The sequence below is a fragment of the Halomonas smyrnensis AAD6 genome, from assembly GCF_000265245.1.
Lineage (GTDB): Bacteria > Pseudomonadota > Gammaproteobacteria > Pseudomonadales > Halomonadaceae > Halomonas > Halomonas smyrnensis.
Genome location: NZ_AJKS02000007.1, coordinates 20,255 through 36,069 on the forward strand (window position 1 = coordinate 20,255; position 15,815 = coordinate 36,069).

Here is a 15,815-nt window from a genome sequence, read left to right on the forward strand (position 1 = left end):
AATTAACTTTTTATTCCGAATGTTGATGACCTCCCGTTATGACCCAGCACACCGATCCTGACCAAACCCTCATCAAGATGCCCTCGCTTCGAGCCGTCAAGGCCTTCGTCGCGGCTGCCCGCTATCAGAACTTCACCCGCGCGGCCGAGGCCCTGTGCGTCACCCAGGCCGCCATCAGCCGACAGGTCAGGGAGCTAGAGAGCTATCTGGGAACGCCGCTCTTCCGGCGGGCGGGTCGTTCCGTGGAACTGACCACCGCCGGTTCAATATTCTTCGATGCCGCCCAACTGTCGTTCATCAATATTGCCCAGGCGGCGGGCCGCATCCGGCAGGCCCCTCGTACGAGTGCCAGAAGCTCTTTGACGCTTTGCTGCTCCCCCGCTTTTTCGGCGCAATGGATGTCGCATCGCTTGCCCGAATTCTTCAGCGCCCATCCGGACATAGACCTCAATCTGGTGACGACCCAGAACTTCCTGTCGCTGGAGCCCGGCGTGGATCCCGATATTTTCATTACCAAGATGTCTCGGGTCCGTGATGGCTACCGCAGCTTGCCGCTGTTCCATGACGTCATCTATCCGGTGTGCACACCAGCCTTTCTCGAGACACATCCCGAGATCGGCACCATGGAGGGGCTTCGCGATGGCCCGCTGCTCAATCTCAGCCCCTATGGCCGCTCCCAGGTGGCCGAACACGTCGACTGGGGTGTCTGGCTTGCCATCCACAACTCGGATATCGAGGATCGGCCCTACGACGGCCCTCACTACTTCAATGCCAACGACTACAACCTGCTGATTCAGATGGTGCTTAATGGCCAGGGTGTGGTGCTGGGCTGGGACCATTTGGTGCGACCGCTCGTCGAACAGGGGCGACTCGTTCGCCCCGTCGAACAAGAGGTAGTGCTGGAAGAGACCCGTCACTATCTGGCTCTGCGTGAAGACAAGGCCGATGACGAGGCACTGAGCCGCTTCCAGGACTGGTTCCTGGCTCAAGCAAGAGCGTGACGCACCACCCCACGGCCGACGTGACCAACGTAGGCGAAGTCGAGGCGCCGGAGCCTTGCGCCGCAATGCGCTCGGCGTCAGCCCGCGCCAGACGCGGAAGTGACAGCTGAACAGGGCACCATCGGCGCAGCCGCGTCCACGCTCGCCTCCTCGGGGCCATTCGATGCAGGGAGTCGCGTCATTTTTGCACCAGGTGCAAAGATATTTTGCATGTGATGATGATTGAAGCGCTCAGTCACGATCCTCACCCTTGGGCGTACGACTGATTAGGAGATTAACGAAAGCCCATGAACATCCTGCTGCTCAACGGTGCCAAGGCCTATGCCCACTCCGGCGGCCGCTACAACGACACCCTGCACGAGACCGCCCGCGGCACCCTGGCCGAACAGGGCCACGCCCTGCAGGAGACACGCATCGACGATGGCTACTCGGCAGACGCCGAGGTCGACAAGTGGCTGTGGGCCGACGTCATCATCCTGCAGATGCCGGGCTGGTGGATGGGCACTCCCTGGACGGTGAAGCGCTATCTCGATGAAGTGCTGACCACGGGCCATGGCAAGCTCTACGCCAGCGACGGCCGCTCGCGTCAGGACCCGACCCGACAGTACGGCAGCGGCGGCCTGCTGCAGGGCAAGCGCTACCTGCTGTCACTGACCTGGAACGCGCCGCAGGAAGCCTTCGACGCCCCCGGTGACTTCTTCGAGGGCCGCGGCGTCGACGCCGTCTACTTCCCGGTGCACAAGGCGCTGGAATTCCTCGGCATGAGCGCCCTGCCGACCTTCCTGGCCAACGACGTGATCAAGGCACCGGCCATCGATACCCACCGGGACGCGTACCAGGCTCACCTGATACACGTCCTCGACGAACGCCACAACGCCTGAATCCGACCCAAGGAGCTCGCATGACGACCCAAACGCTGCCTAATCCCGGCTTCGGCACCTTCCGCCTCGAGGGGGACACCCTCAAGCAGAGCATTCAGACCGCGCTCGAGCTCGGCTATCGCCATATCGACACCGCCCAGTTCTATGGCAACGAGGCCGAGGTCGGACAGGCCATCGCCGAGAGCGGCATCCCTCGCGAGGAGATCTTCCTGACCACCAAGGTCTGGTACGACCGTCTCGCCCCCGGCGACCTGGAAGCCAGCGTCGAGGAGAGCCTGAACAGGCTCGGCACCGACCACGTCGATCTGCTGCTGATCCACTGGCCTTCGCCCAACGACGAAGTACCCATGGCCGACTACCTGACGGCGCTCAAGGACGTGCAGCAGGCCGGCAAGACCCGTCATATCGGGGTCTCGAACTTCACTCGCGCCCAGCTCGACCGGGCCGTCGAGATTCTCGGCGAGGGCGCCCTTTCGACCAACCAGGTGGAAGTGCATCCCTTCCTGCAGAACCGCGCGCTGATCGAGCACTGCGAACGCCACGGCATCGCGGTAACCGCCTTCATGCCGCTGGCCGTCGGCAAGGTCATGGAAGACGAGACCCTGGTGCGCATCGCCGATGCCCATGACGCCAGCCCGGCGCAGGTCGCCCTGGCCTGGCTGAACCAGCAGGGCATCGTGACCATTCCGTCCTCCACCAAGGCGAAGAACATCCGCAGCAACCTGGTCGCCCTCGAGCTCACCCTGAGCGACGAGGAGATGCAGGCCATCGCCGCCCTCGACCGCGGCGCGCGCATCGCCAACCCGGACTTCGCCCCGGCCTGGGACTGAGCCACGCCTGAACCGACGGTGACGGCGACACGCTGACACGCCGCCGACATTGTCTCCGCGGGCCCGGCGTACCGGGCCCGCGGCCAGCCGATCACCGGGCAGAACCCGCCTTCCTCGGAGCCGGTCGCCCGCGGCCTGATGAGCGCCCTCAAGGGCTCAATCCGGCTAGCGGGAGCCGCCACCACGGGCGGGGCGGCCATGCCGGTCCCGCCCGTGGTCCATCGGCGCCATCGATCCCCGCCGCCTCGACGCGCTATGCTGGCTGCCCCTCGAGCTCATGCCGCAAAGGAGTCAGCCATGAACCGTATCGCCTTCATCACCGGTGCCACCTCCGGATTCGGACTCGCCTGTGCCCACCGCTTCGCCGAGGCGGGCTGGTCACTGGTGCTCGCCGGCCGTCGCGAGGAGCGCCTCGACGAACTGCGTGAGGCACTGAAAGACCGGGTGCCGGTTCATACGGCAGTGCTCGACGTGCGCGACGACGCCGCGGTGAAGGCCGTGGTCGAGGCCCTGCCCGACGACTTCCGTGGCGTGACCTGCCTGGTCAACAATGCCGGCCTGGCCCTGGCGCCCGAGCCGGCGCAGCGGGTCGACCTCGCCGACTGGCACACCATGATCGACACCAACGTCCGCGGGCTGGCCAACGTCACTCATGCGTTGTTGCCGACGCTGATCGAACAGGGTGCCGGCACCAGCATCATCAATCTCGGCTCGGTGGCCGGTGACACCCCCTACCCCGGCAGCCATGTCTATGGCGCCACCAAGGCCTTCGTCAAGCAGTTCAGCTACAACCTGCGCTGCGACCTGCTGGGCACCGGCGTGCGCGTGACCGACGTGGCCCCCGGCCTGTCCGAGACCGAGTTCACCCTGGTGCGCACCGGCGGCAACCAGGACGCCCACGACGCTCTCTACCAAGGCACGACGCCGCTGTCCGCCGAGGATATCGCCGAGCAGATCTTCTACGTCGCGACCCTGCCCGTGCATATCAACATCAACCGCATGGACGTGATGCCCGTGCGGCAAGCCTGGGCGCCCTTCGCCATCGACCGCGACTGACGGGCATGCCCGCTCGCCGGGCCGCCGCTCGGCGAGCGGCTCCCGAACCGGTCCGGCGACAGTGAGCAAGCCGAGCGGACCGGGATAATGGAGGGAAAGAGAGAGGGGAAAATCGCACGCAAAAAAAAGCCGCCCGATGCATGGCATCGGGCGGCTTTTCGAGATTCGTTTGGTGGAGCCTAGCGGGATCGAACCGCTGACCTCAACACTGCCAGTGTTGCGCTCTCCCAGCTGAGCTAAGGCCCCACTGTTGCTCGCCGGTACTGCCTTGCGAGAACGAGGCGAATACTACGGTGAAAAGTCTCAAGCGTCAAGCCTTGAATCATCTTTTCCACATCGCACCGAGCCCGGCCACGGCCGCAAGCAGGCCCGCACGACGGTCATGAAGCGATGATGTCGTGCGAGCGATGCCTCGCCGCCAGCGTTTTGCCGTTTAGCGACTCCGGGCACCTTGCCCTCTCAGGGAGGGCAAACGAGGGCCGGGGCCCTACTCGGCGGTGGCCAGCAGGCTGGCGTTGCCGCCGGCGGCGGTGGTGTCGATGCAGAGGTGGCGCTCCACCGCATAGCGCTCCGGGGCGATGATCTGGGTCTCCAACGGCACGATGGGCCCGTCGCGCTCGGCCAGCGCCAGGCGCAGCTCGCGGGTCCAGTCGCTGCTGCCGGCGGCGGCCACCGCCACGATGCCCTCGAGGGCGGTGAGGGTCTCGGCCTCGACCCGGCCGTCGCGCCCGGCGACCGGCGCCCCGGCCCGCTCGAGCGGCTTGACGGCCTCGGCCGCGCCCGGCGCGACGATCAGCGCCGGGCAGCCGGTTCCCAGCGCCTGCACCGCCTGGGCGACGGCGATCTCCAGCGTCGGCCCGAGGCAGAGCACCGGCCCCTTGGGGTACATCGCCAGCCGGTTGCTCTCCCCGGTCGGCCCCGGCAGGGTCTGGGGCGTCATGTCCAGGGAGGCGGCCTCGGCCAGCGCCTTGCGGATCACCCCGCGCTGGCCGGAGAGTGCCCGGCGCAGCACCTCGACCCGGTCGGGCCGCGCCGCCCAGTTGCGCGGATCGAGCCCGTCGAGGGCGGACTGCAGCTCGCCGAGCGCCACCACCTCGCCGCCGGGCGCCTCGTGATGCTCGACCTCGGCGGTGCGGCGGAAGCGGGTGACGTAGAGCGGCCCGCCGGCCTTGGGCCCGGTGCCCGAAAGCCCCTCGCCGCCGAAGGGCTGGGAGCCGACGATGGCGCCGATCTGGTTGCGGTTGACGTAGACGTTGCCGACGTGGATCCGCTCGACGATCTGCTGCACGCGATCGTCGATGCGGGTGTGCAGGCCGAAGGTCAGGCCGTAGCCCTTGGCGTTGATCGCGTCGACCACCCCGTCGAGCTCCCGCGCCTTGAAGGTGGCCACGTGCAGCACCGGCCCGAAGACCTCGCGCTCCAGATCCTCGATGCCGCCGACCTCGACCACCGCCGGGGTGACGAAGGTGCCGACGTCCGGGGCCGGCAGGGTCTTCAAGAGCTTGCTGGCCTTGCGCTGGGCCTCCACGTAGGCGCCGATATCGGCCTGGGCCTCGGCGTCGATCACCGGCGAGACGTCGGTGTCGGTGTTCCAGGGATCGCCGATCACCAGCGCGTCCATGGCGCCATCGAGCATGGTCAAGAGCCGCTCGCGCGCCTCCTCCTGGACGTAGAGCATGCGCAGCGCCGAGCAGCGCTGGCCGGCCGACTGGAAAGAGGAGATCAGGATGTCGCGCACCGCCTGCTCGGTCAGCGCGCTGGAGTCCACGATCATGGCGTTGAGCCCGCCGGTCTCGGCGATCAGCACCGCATCCGGCCCGGCGTTCTGGGTCAGCGCCTTGTGGATGATCTGCGCCACCTCGGTAGAGCCGGTGAAGCAGACCCCGGCGATGCGCGGATCGCTGGTCAGGGGGGCGCCCACCGTCGGCCCGTCGCCGGGCAGCAGCTGCAGCGCCGCCTCGGGCAGGCCGGCCTCGCGCATCAGTTCGACGGCCCGGGCGGCGATCAGCGGCGTCTGCTCGGCGGGCTTGGCGAGCACCGCGTTGCCGGCCCCGAGCGCGGCGGCGATCTGGCCGGTGAAGATGGCCAGCGGGAAGTTCCAGGGGCTGATGCAGACGAAGATGCCCCGGGCGCTGCCGGGCTCCTCGGCTTCGAGGCGCTCGCTCTCGTTGGCGTAGTAGCGCAGGAAGTCCACCGCCTCGCGCACCTCGGCGATGCCGTCGAAGATCATCTTGCCGGCCTCGCGGGTGGCGATCACGGTCAGCTCGGCGATGTGCTCTTCATAGAGGTCCGCGGTGCGACGCAGCACCTCGGCGCGCTCGGCCACCGGCCGCGCCGACCACGCCTGGAAGCCGTCCTCGGCGGCGTCCAACGCGGCCGCCACCTCCTCCCGGGTCGCCTCATGCACCTGGCCGACCACCCTCGAGGTGTCGGCGGGAGAGAGCGCATCGCGCGCCTTGCCCTGGGGCGCCGGGCTCCCGACGAGCATCGGCCCGGCCGTCCAGGTGGCGTCGGCGAAGGCCTCGCGGGCCGAAATCAGCGGCAGGATCGAGGCCGGCTCGTTGATCCGATAGCCCCGGGAGTTCTTGCGCTCCGGGGCGAACAGCTCACCCGGCTGGCGGATCGAGGGGCTGGCGATGGCGTCACCCAGGCGCTCGTGCTCGGCCACCGGATCCTTGGAGACCTCGCTCGGCGGAATGGTGTCGTCCACGACCTGGTTGACGAACGAGGAGTTGGCCCCGTTCTCCAGCAGGCGGCGCACCAGGTAGGCCAGCAGGTCGCGGTGGGCGCCGACCGGCGCGTAGATGCGGCAGTGGGTGCCCTCCGCCTGGCGAACGATGTGATGCAGCGACTCGCCCATGCCGTGCAGGCGCTGGAACTCGTAGCTCTCCTTGTCGTCGCCGGCCATGGCGATGATGGCGGCGCAGGTGTGGGCGTTGTGGGTCGCGAACTGCGGGTAGATGCGATCGCGCCGCTCGAGCAGCATGCGTGCGCAGGCCATGTAGCTGACGTCGGTGTTGACCTTGCGGGTGAAGACCGGGAAGGTCTCGACGCCCATCTCCTGGGCCAGCTTGATCTCGGTGTCCCAGTAGGCGCCCTTGACCAGGCGCACCATGATCCTGCGGTCATAGCGCTCGGCCATGGCATGGAGGGCCTCGATCACCGGCGCGGCGCGGCGCCCGTAGGCCTGCACCACCACCCCGAAGCCATCCCAGCCGTCGAGCGCCGGGTCGGCGAGCAGCGCCTCGATCACGTCCAGCGACAGATCCAGACGGTCCTGCTCCTCGGCGTCGATGTTGAAGCCGATGTTGGCCTTGGCCGCCTGCCTCACCAGCTCCTGGGCGCGCGGCACCAGGACTCTCATCACGGTGTCGCGGTGGGTGGTCTCGTAGCGCGGATGCAGCGCCGAGAGTTTCACCGAGATACCGGGGCTGCCGCGCACGTCGCCCTGGGCCTGCTTGGCGATGGTGCGAATCGCCGTGGCGTAGGCGTCGTGGTAGCGCAGGGCGTCGTCGTCGGTGCGCGCCGCCTCGCCCAGCATGTCGTAGGAATAGGTGTAACCCTGCTTCTCGAGCTCACGGGCGTTCTTCATGCCCTCCTCGATGGTCTGGCCGAGCACGAACTGGCGGCCGAGGACCTTCATCGACTGGCCCACGGCGGTGCGCACCACCGGCTCGCCCATGCGCCGCACCAGGCCGCGCAGCGCACGCACCGGCCCCTTGGGATCCTTTTCCAGCACATTGCCGGTCAGCATCAGCGCCCAGGTCGAGGCGTTGACCATCGACGAGGACGACTTGCCGAGGTGCGCGCCCCAGTCGGACGGCTCGATCTTGTCGTGGATCAGGTCGTCGATGGTCTCGGCGTCGGGCACCCGCAGCAACGCCTCGGCCAGGCACATCAGGCCGACGCCCTCGGCGGTGGAGAGCCCGTACTCGGCCAGGAACGACTCCATCATCGACGGCGAGGTCTCCTTGCGCACCCGCGCCACATAGTTGGCGCCGGCCTCGGCCACCAGACGGCGCTCCTCCTCCGAGAGCCCAATGCGTTCGACCAGCCCGCGCAGCACCTCCGACTCGTCGACGTCGTAGTGGGCGCGGATGCGCGAGCGCAGCTCGCTCACGGCATCGTGGGGATGAAGGTTGGCTTCGTTCATGGTCGATCTCCCTGGCGACGCGCCACGCATCGGCGATTCTCGGGCGCGGATGGCATCGTCGTTGTCGAAAGTTACACACTAGCATAGGGCCCTGGGGGTAGGCCCGAAGAGGCAGGCGGTCGCGGTGGCGCTCTCAGGCTTTCCCGCGGCAGACGTCGCGGGGCGCGCTGCTGCGCCACGCGAAGCGGGTCACCCGAAAGGGGGAAAGGTCGAGCGCTAGCGGCTCACCGGCCAGGCGGGCGGGGTCGGACAAACGCCCATCCTCCCTCGGCGCCGACGTCCAGCCCCGCGGCGGAGCGCAACAGCGTAGCGACACGCCCGGGGCGGCAGCGTCCTCATGTCCTGAACACAGGTGAAAGAGCCTCCGGCATCGCCCCGTGAGAGGCGGACGCTACTCGGTAGATACACTCTGTGGCCCAGCCGCAGCAGAGACGAGGAGTGCGGTTAACGGGTGGCCGCTGCAGGCAACGTATCCGAGGGGCCAGACATTCGCGGTGGCCTCGATGAAGCCTTGCTGGGAAAGGCTTGGGGCGCCTCCAAGTAATGGCCATCTCCGCCGCCTGACATGTCACCGAAAAATGCCCAACTGGACATCTTGCCGTTTCTCTCCCGGCGTTATCTCACGACACCTAGACGGTCGGCTAACAACGAAAAACAAAAAAGCCGCCCGATGCAATGCATCGGGCGGCTTCTCGGAATTCGTTGGTGGAGCCTAGCGGGATCGAACCGCTGACCTCAACACTGCCAGTGTTGCGCTCTCCCAGCTGAGCTAAGGCCCCACTGTTGCTCGCCGTTTCTGCCTTGCGAGAACGAGGTGAATACTACGGACATTCTCCCCGTCCGTCAACAGCTTGGCGGGGGAAATCCCCCCTTGGTATGACACCAATTCCCCTTAGGATAATGTTGTGCCACGCTAGAGGCTGGCCGTGGCCTCCTTCCAACGCGCCAGACATACTCAACACCATTTTCAGGAGCACCTGCCTTGATCAGGATTCTCGTTGCCGACGACCATCACTTGGTAAGGACCAGCATTGCCCACCTGCTGGACGCCGAGCAGGACATCTCCATCGTGGGTGAAGCCGCGGATGGCGAGGAAGCCATTCGTCTGGCCCGTGAACTCAAGCCGGACATCGTGCTGATGGACATCCGCATGCCGGGCATCGGTGGACTGGAAGCCACCCGCAAGATCCATCGCTTCACCCAGGACATCCGCATCCTGGTGCTCACCGCCTTCATCGAGGACACCTTCGCCCAGCGCCTGCTCGACGCCGGCGCCCAAGGCTTCATCAGCAAGGGTTCTCAGCACGATGAGATGGTGGCCGCCGTGCGCGGCGTCTTCGCCGGGCAACGCTACATCAGCCCGGAGATCGCCCAGCGCCTGGTGCTGTCGCGCATCGACGCCAGCGACAATCCCTTCGACCAGCTGTCCCAGCGCGAGCTGCAGGTCGCGATGATGATCGTCAACTGTCAGAAGGTGGCCGACATCGCCGACCGCATGTTTCTGAGCCCCAAGACCGTCAACACCTATCGCTATCGCATCTTCGAGAAGCTTAACGTGCACTCCGACGTCGAACTGACTCACCTGGGGCTGCGCCACGGCCTGGTCGACGGCTTCAGCGAAGTGGAATAGCCGCCGCCCCGCCTGGCGGCGAGTCTGATAGGATGAGCCTCCATCCTCGCCAGACCGCCGCCCGATGAGTTTCGATTCGCGCCACTTTCTCGCCACCGTCACCGAAGCCCCCGGCGTTTACCGCATGCTCGACGAGAGCGGCGAAACGCTCTATGTCGGCAAGGCACGCCGACTCAAGCCACGCCTGGCCAGCTACTTTCGCGGCGCCTTGAACACCAAGACCCAGGCGCTGGTCGCGCGCATCGCCGACATCCAGGTGACGGTCACCAACAGCGAGACCGAGGCGCTGCTGCTCGAGCAGACGCTGATCAAGGAACAGCGCCCGCCGTACAACATCCTGCTGCGCGACGACAAGTCCTACCCCTTCGTGTTCGTCACCGACCGCCATCCGTTTCCTGCGCTCGAATACAAGCGGGCACGCACCCGTCACGACGACGGTCGCTATCTGGGCCCCTATCCCAGCAGCACCGCGGTGCGCGAGAGCCTGTCGCTGATGCAGAAGATCTTCCGCATCCGCAACTGCGAGGACAGCGTCTTCGCCCATCGCACTCGGCCCTGCCTGCAGTACCAGATCGATCGCTGCACGGCGCCCTGCGTGGATTACATCTCCGAGGCCGACTATCGGCGCGACCTGGAGCACGCCATCCAGTGCCTGGAGGGCAAGAGCGAGGCCGTGACTCAGGAGCTGACCCGCGACATGGAAGCCGCCAGCCAGGCCCTCGAGTTCGAGGAAGCCGCTCGCCTGCGCGACCAGATCCAGCAGCTACGCCAGCTTCAACGGCGCCAGTTCGTCGACACCGGCAGCGGCGACGCGGACGTCTTCGCCCTGGCCTCTCGCCCCGGGGCACTGTGCATCTCGGTACTCGCCATTCGTCAGGGTCGACTGCTGGGTGCCCGCCACCACCAGCCGACCAACGGCCTGGACCTCGGCCCCGAGGCGCTGCTCGGCGAGTTCGTCAGCCAGTTCTATCTCGGCCAGGCCCGCGAGATTCCCGGCGAGGTGATCACCAGCCATGCGCTGCCGGACGCGGAGCTGTTGGCCCAGGCGCTGAGCGAGCATGCCGGCAAGCGGGTTCGCGTCACCGACCAGGTGCGCAGCCACCGCGCCCAGTGGCAGGAGCTGGCCCGCACCAACGCCGAACAGCAGTTGGCCGGCCAGCTGGCCAATCAGACGCAGCTCGCCAGACGTTTCGAGGCGCTGCGCGAGGCGCTCGGCCTCGAGCAGCCCCCGGAACGCCTGGAATGCTTCGACATCAGCCACAGCCAGGGCGAGGCCACCGTGGCCTCCTGCGTGGTGTTCGATGCCGACGGCCCGCGCAAGTCCGACTATCGCCGCTTCAACATCGAGGGCATCGAGCCCGGCGACGACTATGCCGCCATGCGCCAGGCCCTGACCCGTCGTTTCAAGCGCCTCGCCCATGGGGAAGGGGCGCGGCCGGACATCCTTGTCGTCGACGGCGGCAAGGGCCAGCTCAACATGGCCCGCGAGGTCTTCGCCGACCTCGGCGTGACCGGCGTGATGCTGCTCGGCGTCGCCAAGGGCAGCACCCGCAAGGCCGGCCTCGAGATCCTCTATCTGGAGACCGTCGATCGCACCCTCGATCTCGACGCCACTTCCCCGGCGCTTCACCTGTTGCAGCACATCCGCGACGAATCGCACCGCTTCGCCATCACCGGCCACCGCACCCGGCGCGACAAGGCACGGCGCACCTCGACACTCGAGGACATCCCGGGCGTCGGTCCGCGCCGCCGACGCGAACTGCTGCGCTTCTTCGGCGGCCTGCAGGGGGTGCGCCAGGCCAGCCGTGACGAGCTCGCACGAGTACCGGGCATCAGCGCCACCCTGGCCGACACGATCCATCGCGCCCTGCACGGATGAATGCCGCCGGGCATCGGCAACGCTCCAGCCCGGCGTCCGACACGATCCATCGCGCTCTACATGGATGAGTGTCGCCGAGCCGGATAGAATGGCCGGATATTTCGTGTTCCCACCTCAGGCAAGGACCGCAGCTTCGATGAACATTCCCAATCTCCTGACCCTGGCCAGAATCGTCTTCATCCCGCTGCTGGTCGTGCTGTTCTATCTGCCCTTCTCGTGGAGCATGCTGGCCACCGGCGCGTTGTTCGGCCTGGCCTCGATCACCGATTGGCTGGACGGCTACCTGGCCCGGCGCTGGGATCAGTCGACGCCCTTCGGCGCCTTCCTCGACCCGGTCGCCGACAAGTTGATGGTGGCCGTGGCCCTGGCACTGTTGATCGAGCGCTACGATGCCAGCTGGCTGACGCTGCCGGCGCTGGTCATCATCGGCCGCGAGATCGTGATCTCGGCCCTGCGCGAATGGATGGCCGAGATGGGCAAGCGTGGCACGGTGGCCGTCTCCTCGATCGGCAAGGTGAAGACCACCCTGCAGATGATCGCCCTGCTGCTGCTGCTGGGCTTCGCCCCGGGCACACCGATCGCCACGATCGGCGTCGTCACCCTCTATGCCGCGGCACTGCTGACCCTGTGGTCGATGATCCAGTACCTGCGTGCCGCCTGGCCGCACCTCAGCGACTCGATGTAATGAATCTCCAGAAAAGCGTTTGACAGTCACCGACTTATCCGTATAATACGTCCTCGAGTCAGGCGGGAATAGCTCAGTGGTAGAGCATCGCCTTGCCAAGGCGAGGGTCGCGAGTTCGAATCTCGTTTCCCGCTCCACTCTCTTCGAAGAGCAACGTCGACGAAGAGAACTGACTCGACCGGATCAATGCGCAAGACTGGCCATCGTCTTCGCTCCATCCCCCACGGGTGGCACGATCCTTGAGGCTGGATGGCAGAGTGGTTATGCAGCGGACTGCAACTCCGTGTACGCCGGTTCGATTCCGACTCCAGCCTCCATCATTCCTATAGCTGTGCGCTCGAACCCCGCCCGGATGGCGAAATTGGTAGACGCAAGGGACTTAAAATCCCTCGGTGGCAACACCGTGCCGGTTCGAGCCCGGCTCCGGGCACCATGATTCCCTGACCCGCCATGGGCTGACCTGTCGACGGTACCCCTCCCCCATGAAGCTGGTACGCCCGCTCCGCGATCCCTACTTCACGAATCAGCATCGCCGCATCCTTCACGTGCTGCGCGTCGCGCTGGCACTGATCGTCGCCTATGCGGTCACCGAACCCTTCGATCTTCCGCACCGCGGCTGGGCGCTGGTCAGCACCGTGATGGTGATGGGCAACCTGCCCCACATCGGCGGCGTACTCGACAAGGGACGCCAGCGCCTGCTGGGTTCGCTGATCGGCGCCCTCTGGGGGCTGCTGCTGATCGTCACCCTCACGCCCTGGCCGGTCCTGCTGCATCTCGGCGCCCTCGCCGGCATCGCCGCGGTGACCTGGTACACGTTCAGCAAGCGCTTCGGCTACGGCGGCCTGATGTTCGCCATCAGCCTGCTGCTGGTGGTCGGGGGCAGCACGCCGGAGCTGGATGCCGCCCTGTGGCGCAGCTTCAATGTGCTGCTGGGCACCCTGATCGGCATCGGCGTCACCGTACTGGTCCTGCCCCACAAGGCCACCGACCTGCTACGCTTCGCCCTGGCCGATCACCTCGACCACATGGCCCGGCTCTATCACGCCCATACCTCGGCCAGCGCGCCGCCCGATCTCGACACCCACGAGTTGCTCAAGGGCTGCAGCAAGCTGCTGGTCAAGCAGCGCGGCCTGGTCGATGCCATCCACCGCGAGAACCGCCTGACCCGGATCGAGCTGGACGAACTCATTTCCCTGCAGCGCCGCATGTTCTCGACCATCGAACTGCTGCTGGAAACCCACTGGAACACCCGCGCCGGCCACGAGCTCATCGATGCCATGGAAGGGCTGCGCGATCAGCAGCACACCCTGGCCCGCGGCATCGGCACCCTGGCCTTCCAGGTACGCACCGGCCACCCCATCGACGTCGACCTCGCGCCCTTCGACCTGCAGCGTCACGCCGGACTCGTCGGCGACGCCCGCGCCGAGGACGGCCGGCGCCTGTTCAGCCCCAGCGGCTACCTGTGGCTGAACCGCGAGCTGGCTCGCCTGACCGGCGAGCTGGTCGAGCGGCTGGGCAGCCTGGAACGCCTGCCCAGCCGCCGTCTGCGCAAGGGCGCCTCGCGCCACGGCCTGCTCGAGCCCCACGACAGCGGTGATGCCCCGCGGTAACGCCCCGCCATGAAAGGAACCCTCCGATGCCCGACAGCACCCACGAGACCCTGATCATCGGCGGCGGCATCGCCGGCCTTGTACTGGCCCTGGAGATCGCCGAACAACGTCCCGTGACGCTGCTGCAGCCGTCCCGCGATGCCCTGGGCGCCAGTCGCTGGGCCCAGGGCGGCATCGCCGCCGTGCTGTCGCCGGACGACGATCTAGAGGCCCACGTTGCCGACACCCTGGTGGCCGGCGATGGCCTGTGCGACGAGGCCGCCGTCCGCTTTACCGTGGAACAGGGGCCGGACGCCATCGCCTGGCTGCTGTCGCTGGGCGTACCCTTCACCCCGGACCCCGACCCCGAGGCCCGCTATCCGTATCACCTGACCCGGGAAGGCGGCCACGGCGCGCGCCGCATCATCCATGCCGATGACGCCACCGGGCGCGCCGTGGTGGAAACCCTGCGACAGCACGTCGAACACCATCCGCACATCCGGCTGCGCACCGACCTGACCGCCATCGGCCTGATCGGTGATACGGCCGGCCAGTGCCGTGGCGCCCGCTGCCTCGACGAGCAAGGCAGGCTGGTGGAGCTGCCGGCGGCGGACACCGTGCTGGCCACCGGCGGTGCCAGCGGCCTGTTCCGCCACACCACCAGCCCCGATCCGGCCTGCGGCGAGGGCATGCTGATGGCGGCCGAGCTCGGTGCCGAGCTGATGAACCTGGAATTCCAGCAGTTCCACCCCACCTGCCTGTTCGACCCGGATGGCCCGCCCTTCCTGATCAGCGAGGCCGTGCGCGGCGAAGGCGGCCATCTGCTCGATGCCGAAGGCCATCGCTTCATGCCCGAGGTCGACCCCCGTGCCGAGCTCGCTCCCCGCGACGTGGTCGCCCGCGCCATCGACGCCGAGATGCAACGCAGCGGCCGCGAGCATGTCTGGCTCGACGTGCGCCACCTGGGGGAAGACGCCATTCGTCAGCACTTCCCGACCATCCACGCCCACTGCGCCTCGCGCGGCATCGATATCGCCCACGAGCCGATTCCGGTGGTCCCGGCCGCCCACTACAGCTGCGGCGGCGTCAGCACCGATCTCGAGGGCGCCACCACGGTGCCGCGCCTCTATGCCGTGGGGGAAGTCGCCGGCACCGGGCTGCACGGCGCCAATCGGATGGCCAGCAACTCGCTGCTGGAGTGCCTGGCCTTCGCCCGCAGCTGTGCCCGCCGCCTGCGCCAGGCCGCCCCCGCCGATTCGGCCCCACTGACGCCGTGGCACCCCGGCACCTCGCTGGTGCCGGAGACGGAATGCCGGACGCTGCTCGCCGAGGTGCGCGGCATCATGAGCGAGAACGTCGCCATCGTGCGCCACGATGCCGGACTCGCCACGGCCGAACGGCGCCTCGCCGAGCTCGCCGAGCGTCTGGCGCCACGCATCGCCGGCGCAACGCCCAGCGTCGCCCTCGCCCGGCTGTGGCACGCCCTGCGCCTGGCACGGCTCACCGTGGCCAGCGCCCGGTCGAGGCGCGAATCCCGCGGCCTGCACTTCAATCCGGACTGCCCGCCGCACGGCGACCCCGCGCCGCAGCCGTCTCGTGTCCACCTGAGCGATCTGGTCTCGCTCAACGACTGAACGGGAAGACGGCACGAAGCGGCGGCCAGGGCAACGCGGGGCGTCGCGACCCACGGCACGGGCGCCCGGCATCGGGGAAACTTGCCTCAGGAGAACGCCGGGAAAGCGTCAGGAAAGCGTCAGGAAAGAGAGCGAAGCGCCTTGCGCAGCCGACGCAGCGATTCGACATCACCGCTGTCGGGCCACAGCCACAGGCGTCTACCGGGGAGGCGCAGGCCGATCAGCCAGGGCCCCAGATAGTCGCACCGCAGCGGCACTTGCTGCCAATGCTCATCGCCGTCGTGGCGCCAGGCCAGCAGCGGCGCGGCCTGGTCACGAGCCTGTAGACGCAGGGTGCCGCTCGGTCGACGCCGCGCGGCATCGACCAGTACGGCCCCCATCAGGACCGCCGCCGCCAGGACCGCCCACCACGGGGCGTAGAGACCCAGCCACCCCACCACACCCAGGGCCGGCAGGCCCTGGGCAAGCAGCGACAAC

General features: G+C 67.5%; 11 protein-coding genes and 5 tRNA genes. 12 read left to right on the forward strand and 4 right to left on the reverse strand.

Annotated elements, in window-relative coordinates; genetic code table 11:
• The first annotated feature begins 38 nt into the window (after nucleotides 1-38).
• The 4 genes from UYS_RS0209575 to UYS_RS0209590 all read left to right on the forward strand — a co-directional run bounded on the left by UYS_RS0209575 (nucleotide 39) and on the right by UYS_RS0209590 (nucleotide 3,768).
• Nucleotides 39-1,001, forward strand: a complete 963-nt coding sequence (locus UYS_RS0209575) for a LysR substrate-binding domain-containing protein (RefSeq protein WP_016855289.1) — start codon at nucleotides 39-41, stop codon at nucleotides 999-1,001.
• A gap of 287 nt (nucleotides 1,002-1,288) precedes the next feature.
• The gene (locus UYS_RS0209580) at nucleotides 1,289-1,882 is read left to right on the forward strand and encodes an NAD(P)H-dependent oxidoreductase (RefSeq protein WP_016855290.1); all 594 of its coding nucleotides are present in this window, start codon (nucleotides 1,289-1,291) and stop codon (nucleotides 1,880-1,882) included.
• 20 nt (nucleotides 1,883-1,902) lie between these two features.
• On the forward strand, nucleotides 1,903-2,712 hold the full coding sequence (dkgB, locus tag UYS_RS0209585; RefSeq protein ID WP_016855291.1) for a 2,5-didehydrogluconate reductase DkgB: 810 nt from the start codon (nucleotides 1,903-1,905) through the stop codon (nucleotides 2,710-2,712).
• 297 nt (nucleotides 2,713-3,009) lie between these two features.
• Nucleotides 3,010-3,768 (forward strand): SDR family NAD(P)-dependent oxidoreductase, encoded by a 759-nt coding sequence (locus UYS_RS0209590; protein ID WP_016855292.1) that lies wholly within the window; start codon nucleotides 3,010-3,012, stop codon nucleotides 3,766-3,768.
• A 170-nt stretch (nucleotides 3,769-3,938) separates the two neighbouring features.
• Here the strand turns inward: UYS_RS0209590 and UYS_RS0209595 are convergent.
• The 3 genes from UYS_RS0209595 to UYS_RS0209605 all read right to left on the reverse strand — a co-directional run bounded on the left by UYS_RS0209595 (nucleotide 3,939) and on the right by UYS_RS0209605 (nucleotide 8,700).
• Nucleotides 3,939-4,014, reverse strand: a tRNA-Ala gene (locus UYS_RS0209595).
• Between the two features lie 241 nt (nucleotides 4,015-4,255).
• Nucleotides 4,256-7,921, reverse strand: coding sequence for a bifunctional proline dehydrogenase/L-glutamate gamma-semialdehyde dehydrogenase PutA (gene putA / locus UYS_RS0209600; RefSeq protein WP_016855293.1), 3,666 nt, complete (start codon nucleotides 7,919-7,921; stop codon nucleotides 4,256-4,258).
• Between the two features lie 703 nt (nucleotides 7,922-8,624).
• Nucleotides 8,625-8,700, reverse strand: a tRNA-Ala gene (locus tag UYS_RS0209605).
• A 203-nt stretch (nucleotides 8,701-8,903) separates the two neighbouring features.
• On the opposite strand from UYS_RS0209605, the gene uvrY reads away from it, so the two are divergent.
• The 8 genes from uvrY to nadB all read left to right on the forward strand — a co-directional run bounded on the left by uvrY (nucleotide 8,904) and on the right by nadB (nucleotide 15,338).
• Nucleotides 8,904-9,551 (forward strand): UvrY/SirA/GacA family response regulator transcription factor, encoded by a 648-nt coding sequence (gene uvrY / locus UYS_RS0209610; protein ID WP_016855294.1) that lies wholly within the window; start codon nucleotides 8,904-8,906, stop codon nucleotides 9,549-9,551.
• Between the two features lie 64 nt (nucleotides 9,552-9,615).
• On the forward strand, nucleotides 9,616-11,430 hold the full coding sequence (gene uvrC / locus UYS_RS0209615) for an excinuclease ABC subunit UvrC (protein WP_016855295.1): 1,815 nt from the start codon (nucleotides 9,616-9,618) through the stop codon (nucleotides 11,428-11,430).
• Between the two features lie 136 nt (nucleotides 11,431-11,566).
• Entirely contained in the window at nucleotides 11,567-12,115 is a 549-nt protein-coding gene (gene pgsA / locus UYS_RS0209620) for a CDP-diacylglycerol--glycerol-3-phosphate 3-phosphatidyltransferase (RefSeq protein ID WP_016855296.1), read from the forward strand.
• Nucleotides 12,116-12,177: 62 nt separating this feature from the next.
• A tRNA-Gly gene (locus UYS_RS0209625) sits at nucleotides 12,178-12,252 on the forward strand.
• Between the two features lie 106 nt (nucleotides 12,253-12,358).
• A tRNA-Cys gene (locus tag UYS_RS0209630) sits at nucleotides 12,359-12,432 on the forward strand.
• 29 nt (nucleotides 12,433-12,461) lie between these two features.
• Nucleotides 12,462-12,548 (forward strand) — tRNA-Leu (locus tag UYS_RS0209635).
• A 49-nt stretch (nucleotides 12,549-12,597) separates the two neighbouring features.
• Nucleotides 12,598-13,725, forward strand: coding sequence for an FUSC family protein (locus UYS_RS0209640; protein WP_016855297.1), 1,128 nt, complete (start codon nucleotides 12,598-12,600; stop codon nucleotides 13,723-13,725).
• A gap of 26 nt (nucleotides 13,726-13,751) precedes the next feature.
• The gene (gene nadB, locus UYS_RS0209645) at nucleotides 13,752-15,338 is read left to right on the forward strand and encodes an L-aspartate oxidase (RefSeq protein WP_016855298.1); all 1,587 of its coding nucleotides are present in this window, start codon (nucleotides 13,752-13,754) and stop codon (nucleotides 15,336-15,338) included.
• A 119-nt stretch (nucleotides 15,339-15,457) separates the two neighbouring features.
• On the opposite strand, the gene UYS_RS0209650 is transcribed toward nadB, so the two are convergent.
• Entirely contained in the window at nucleotides 15,458-15,814 is a 357-nt protein-coding gene (locus tag UYS_RS0209650; RefSeq protein WP_016855299.1) for a hypothetical protein, read from the reverse strand.
• Nucleotide 15,815 lies beyond the last annotated feature (1 nt).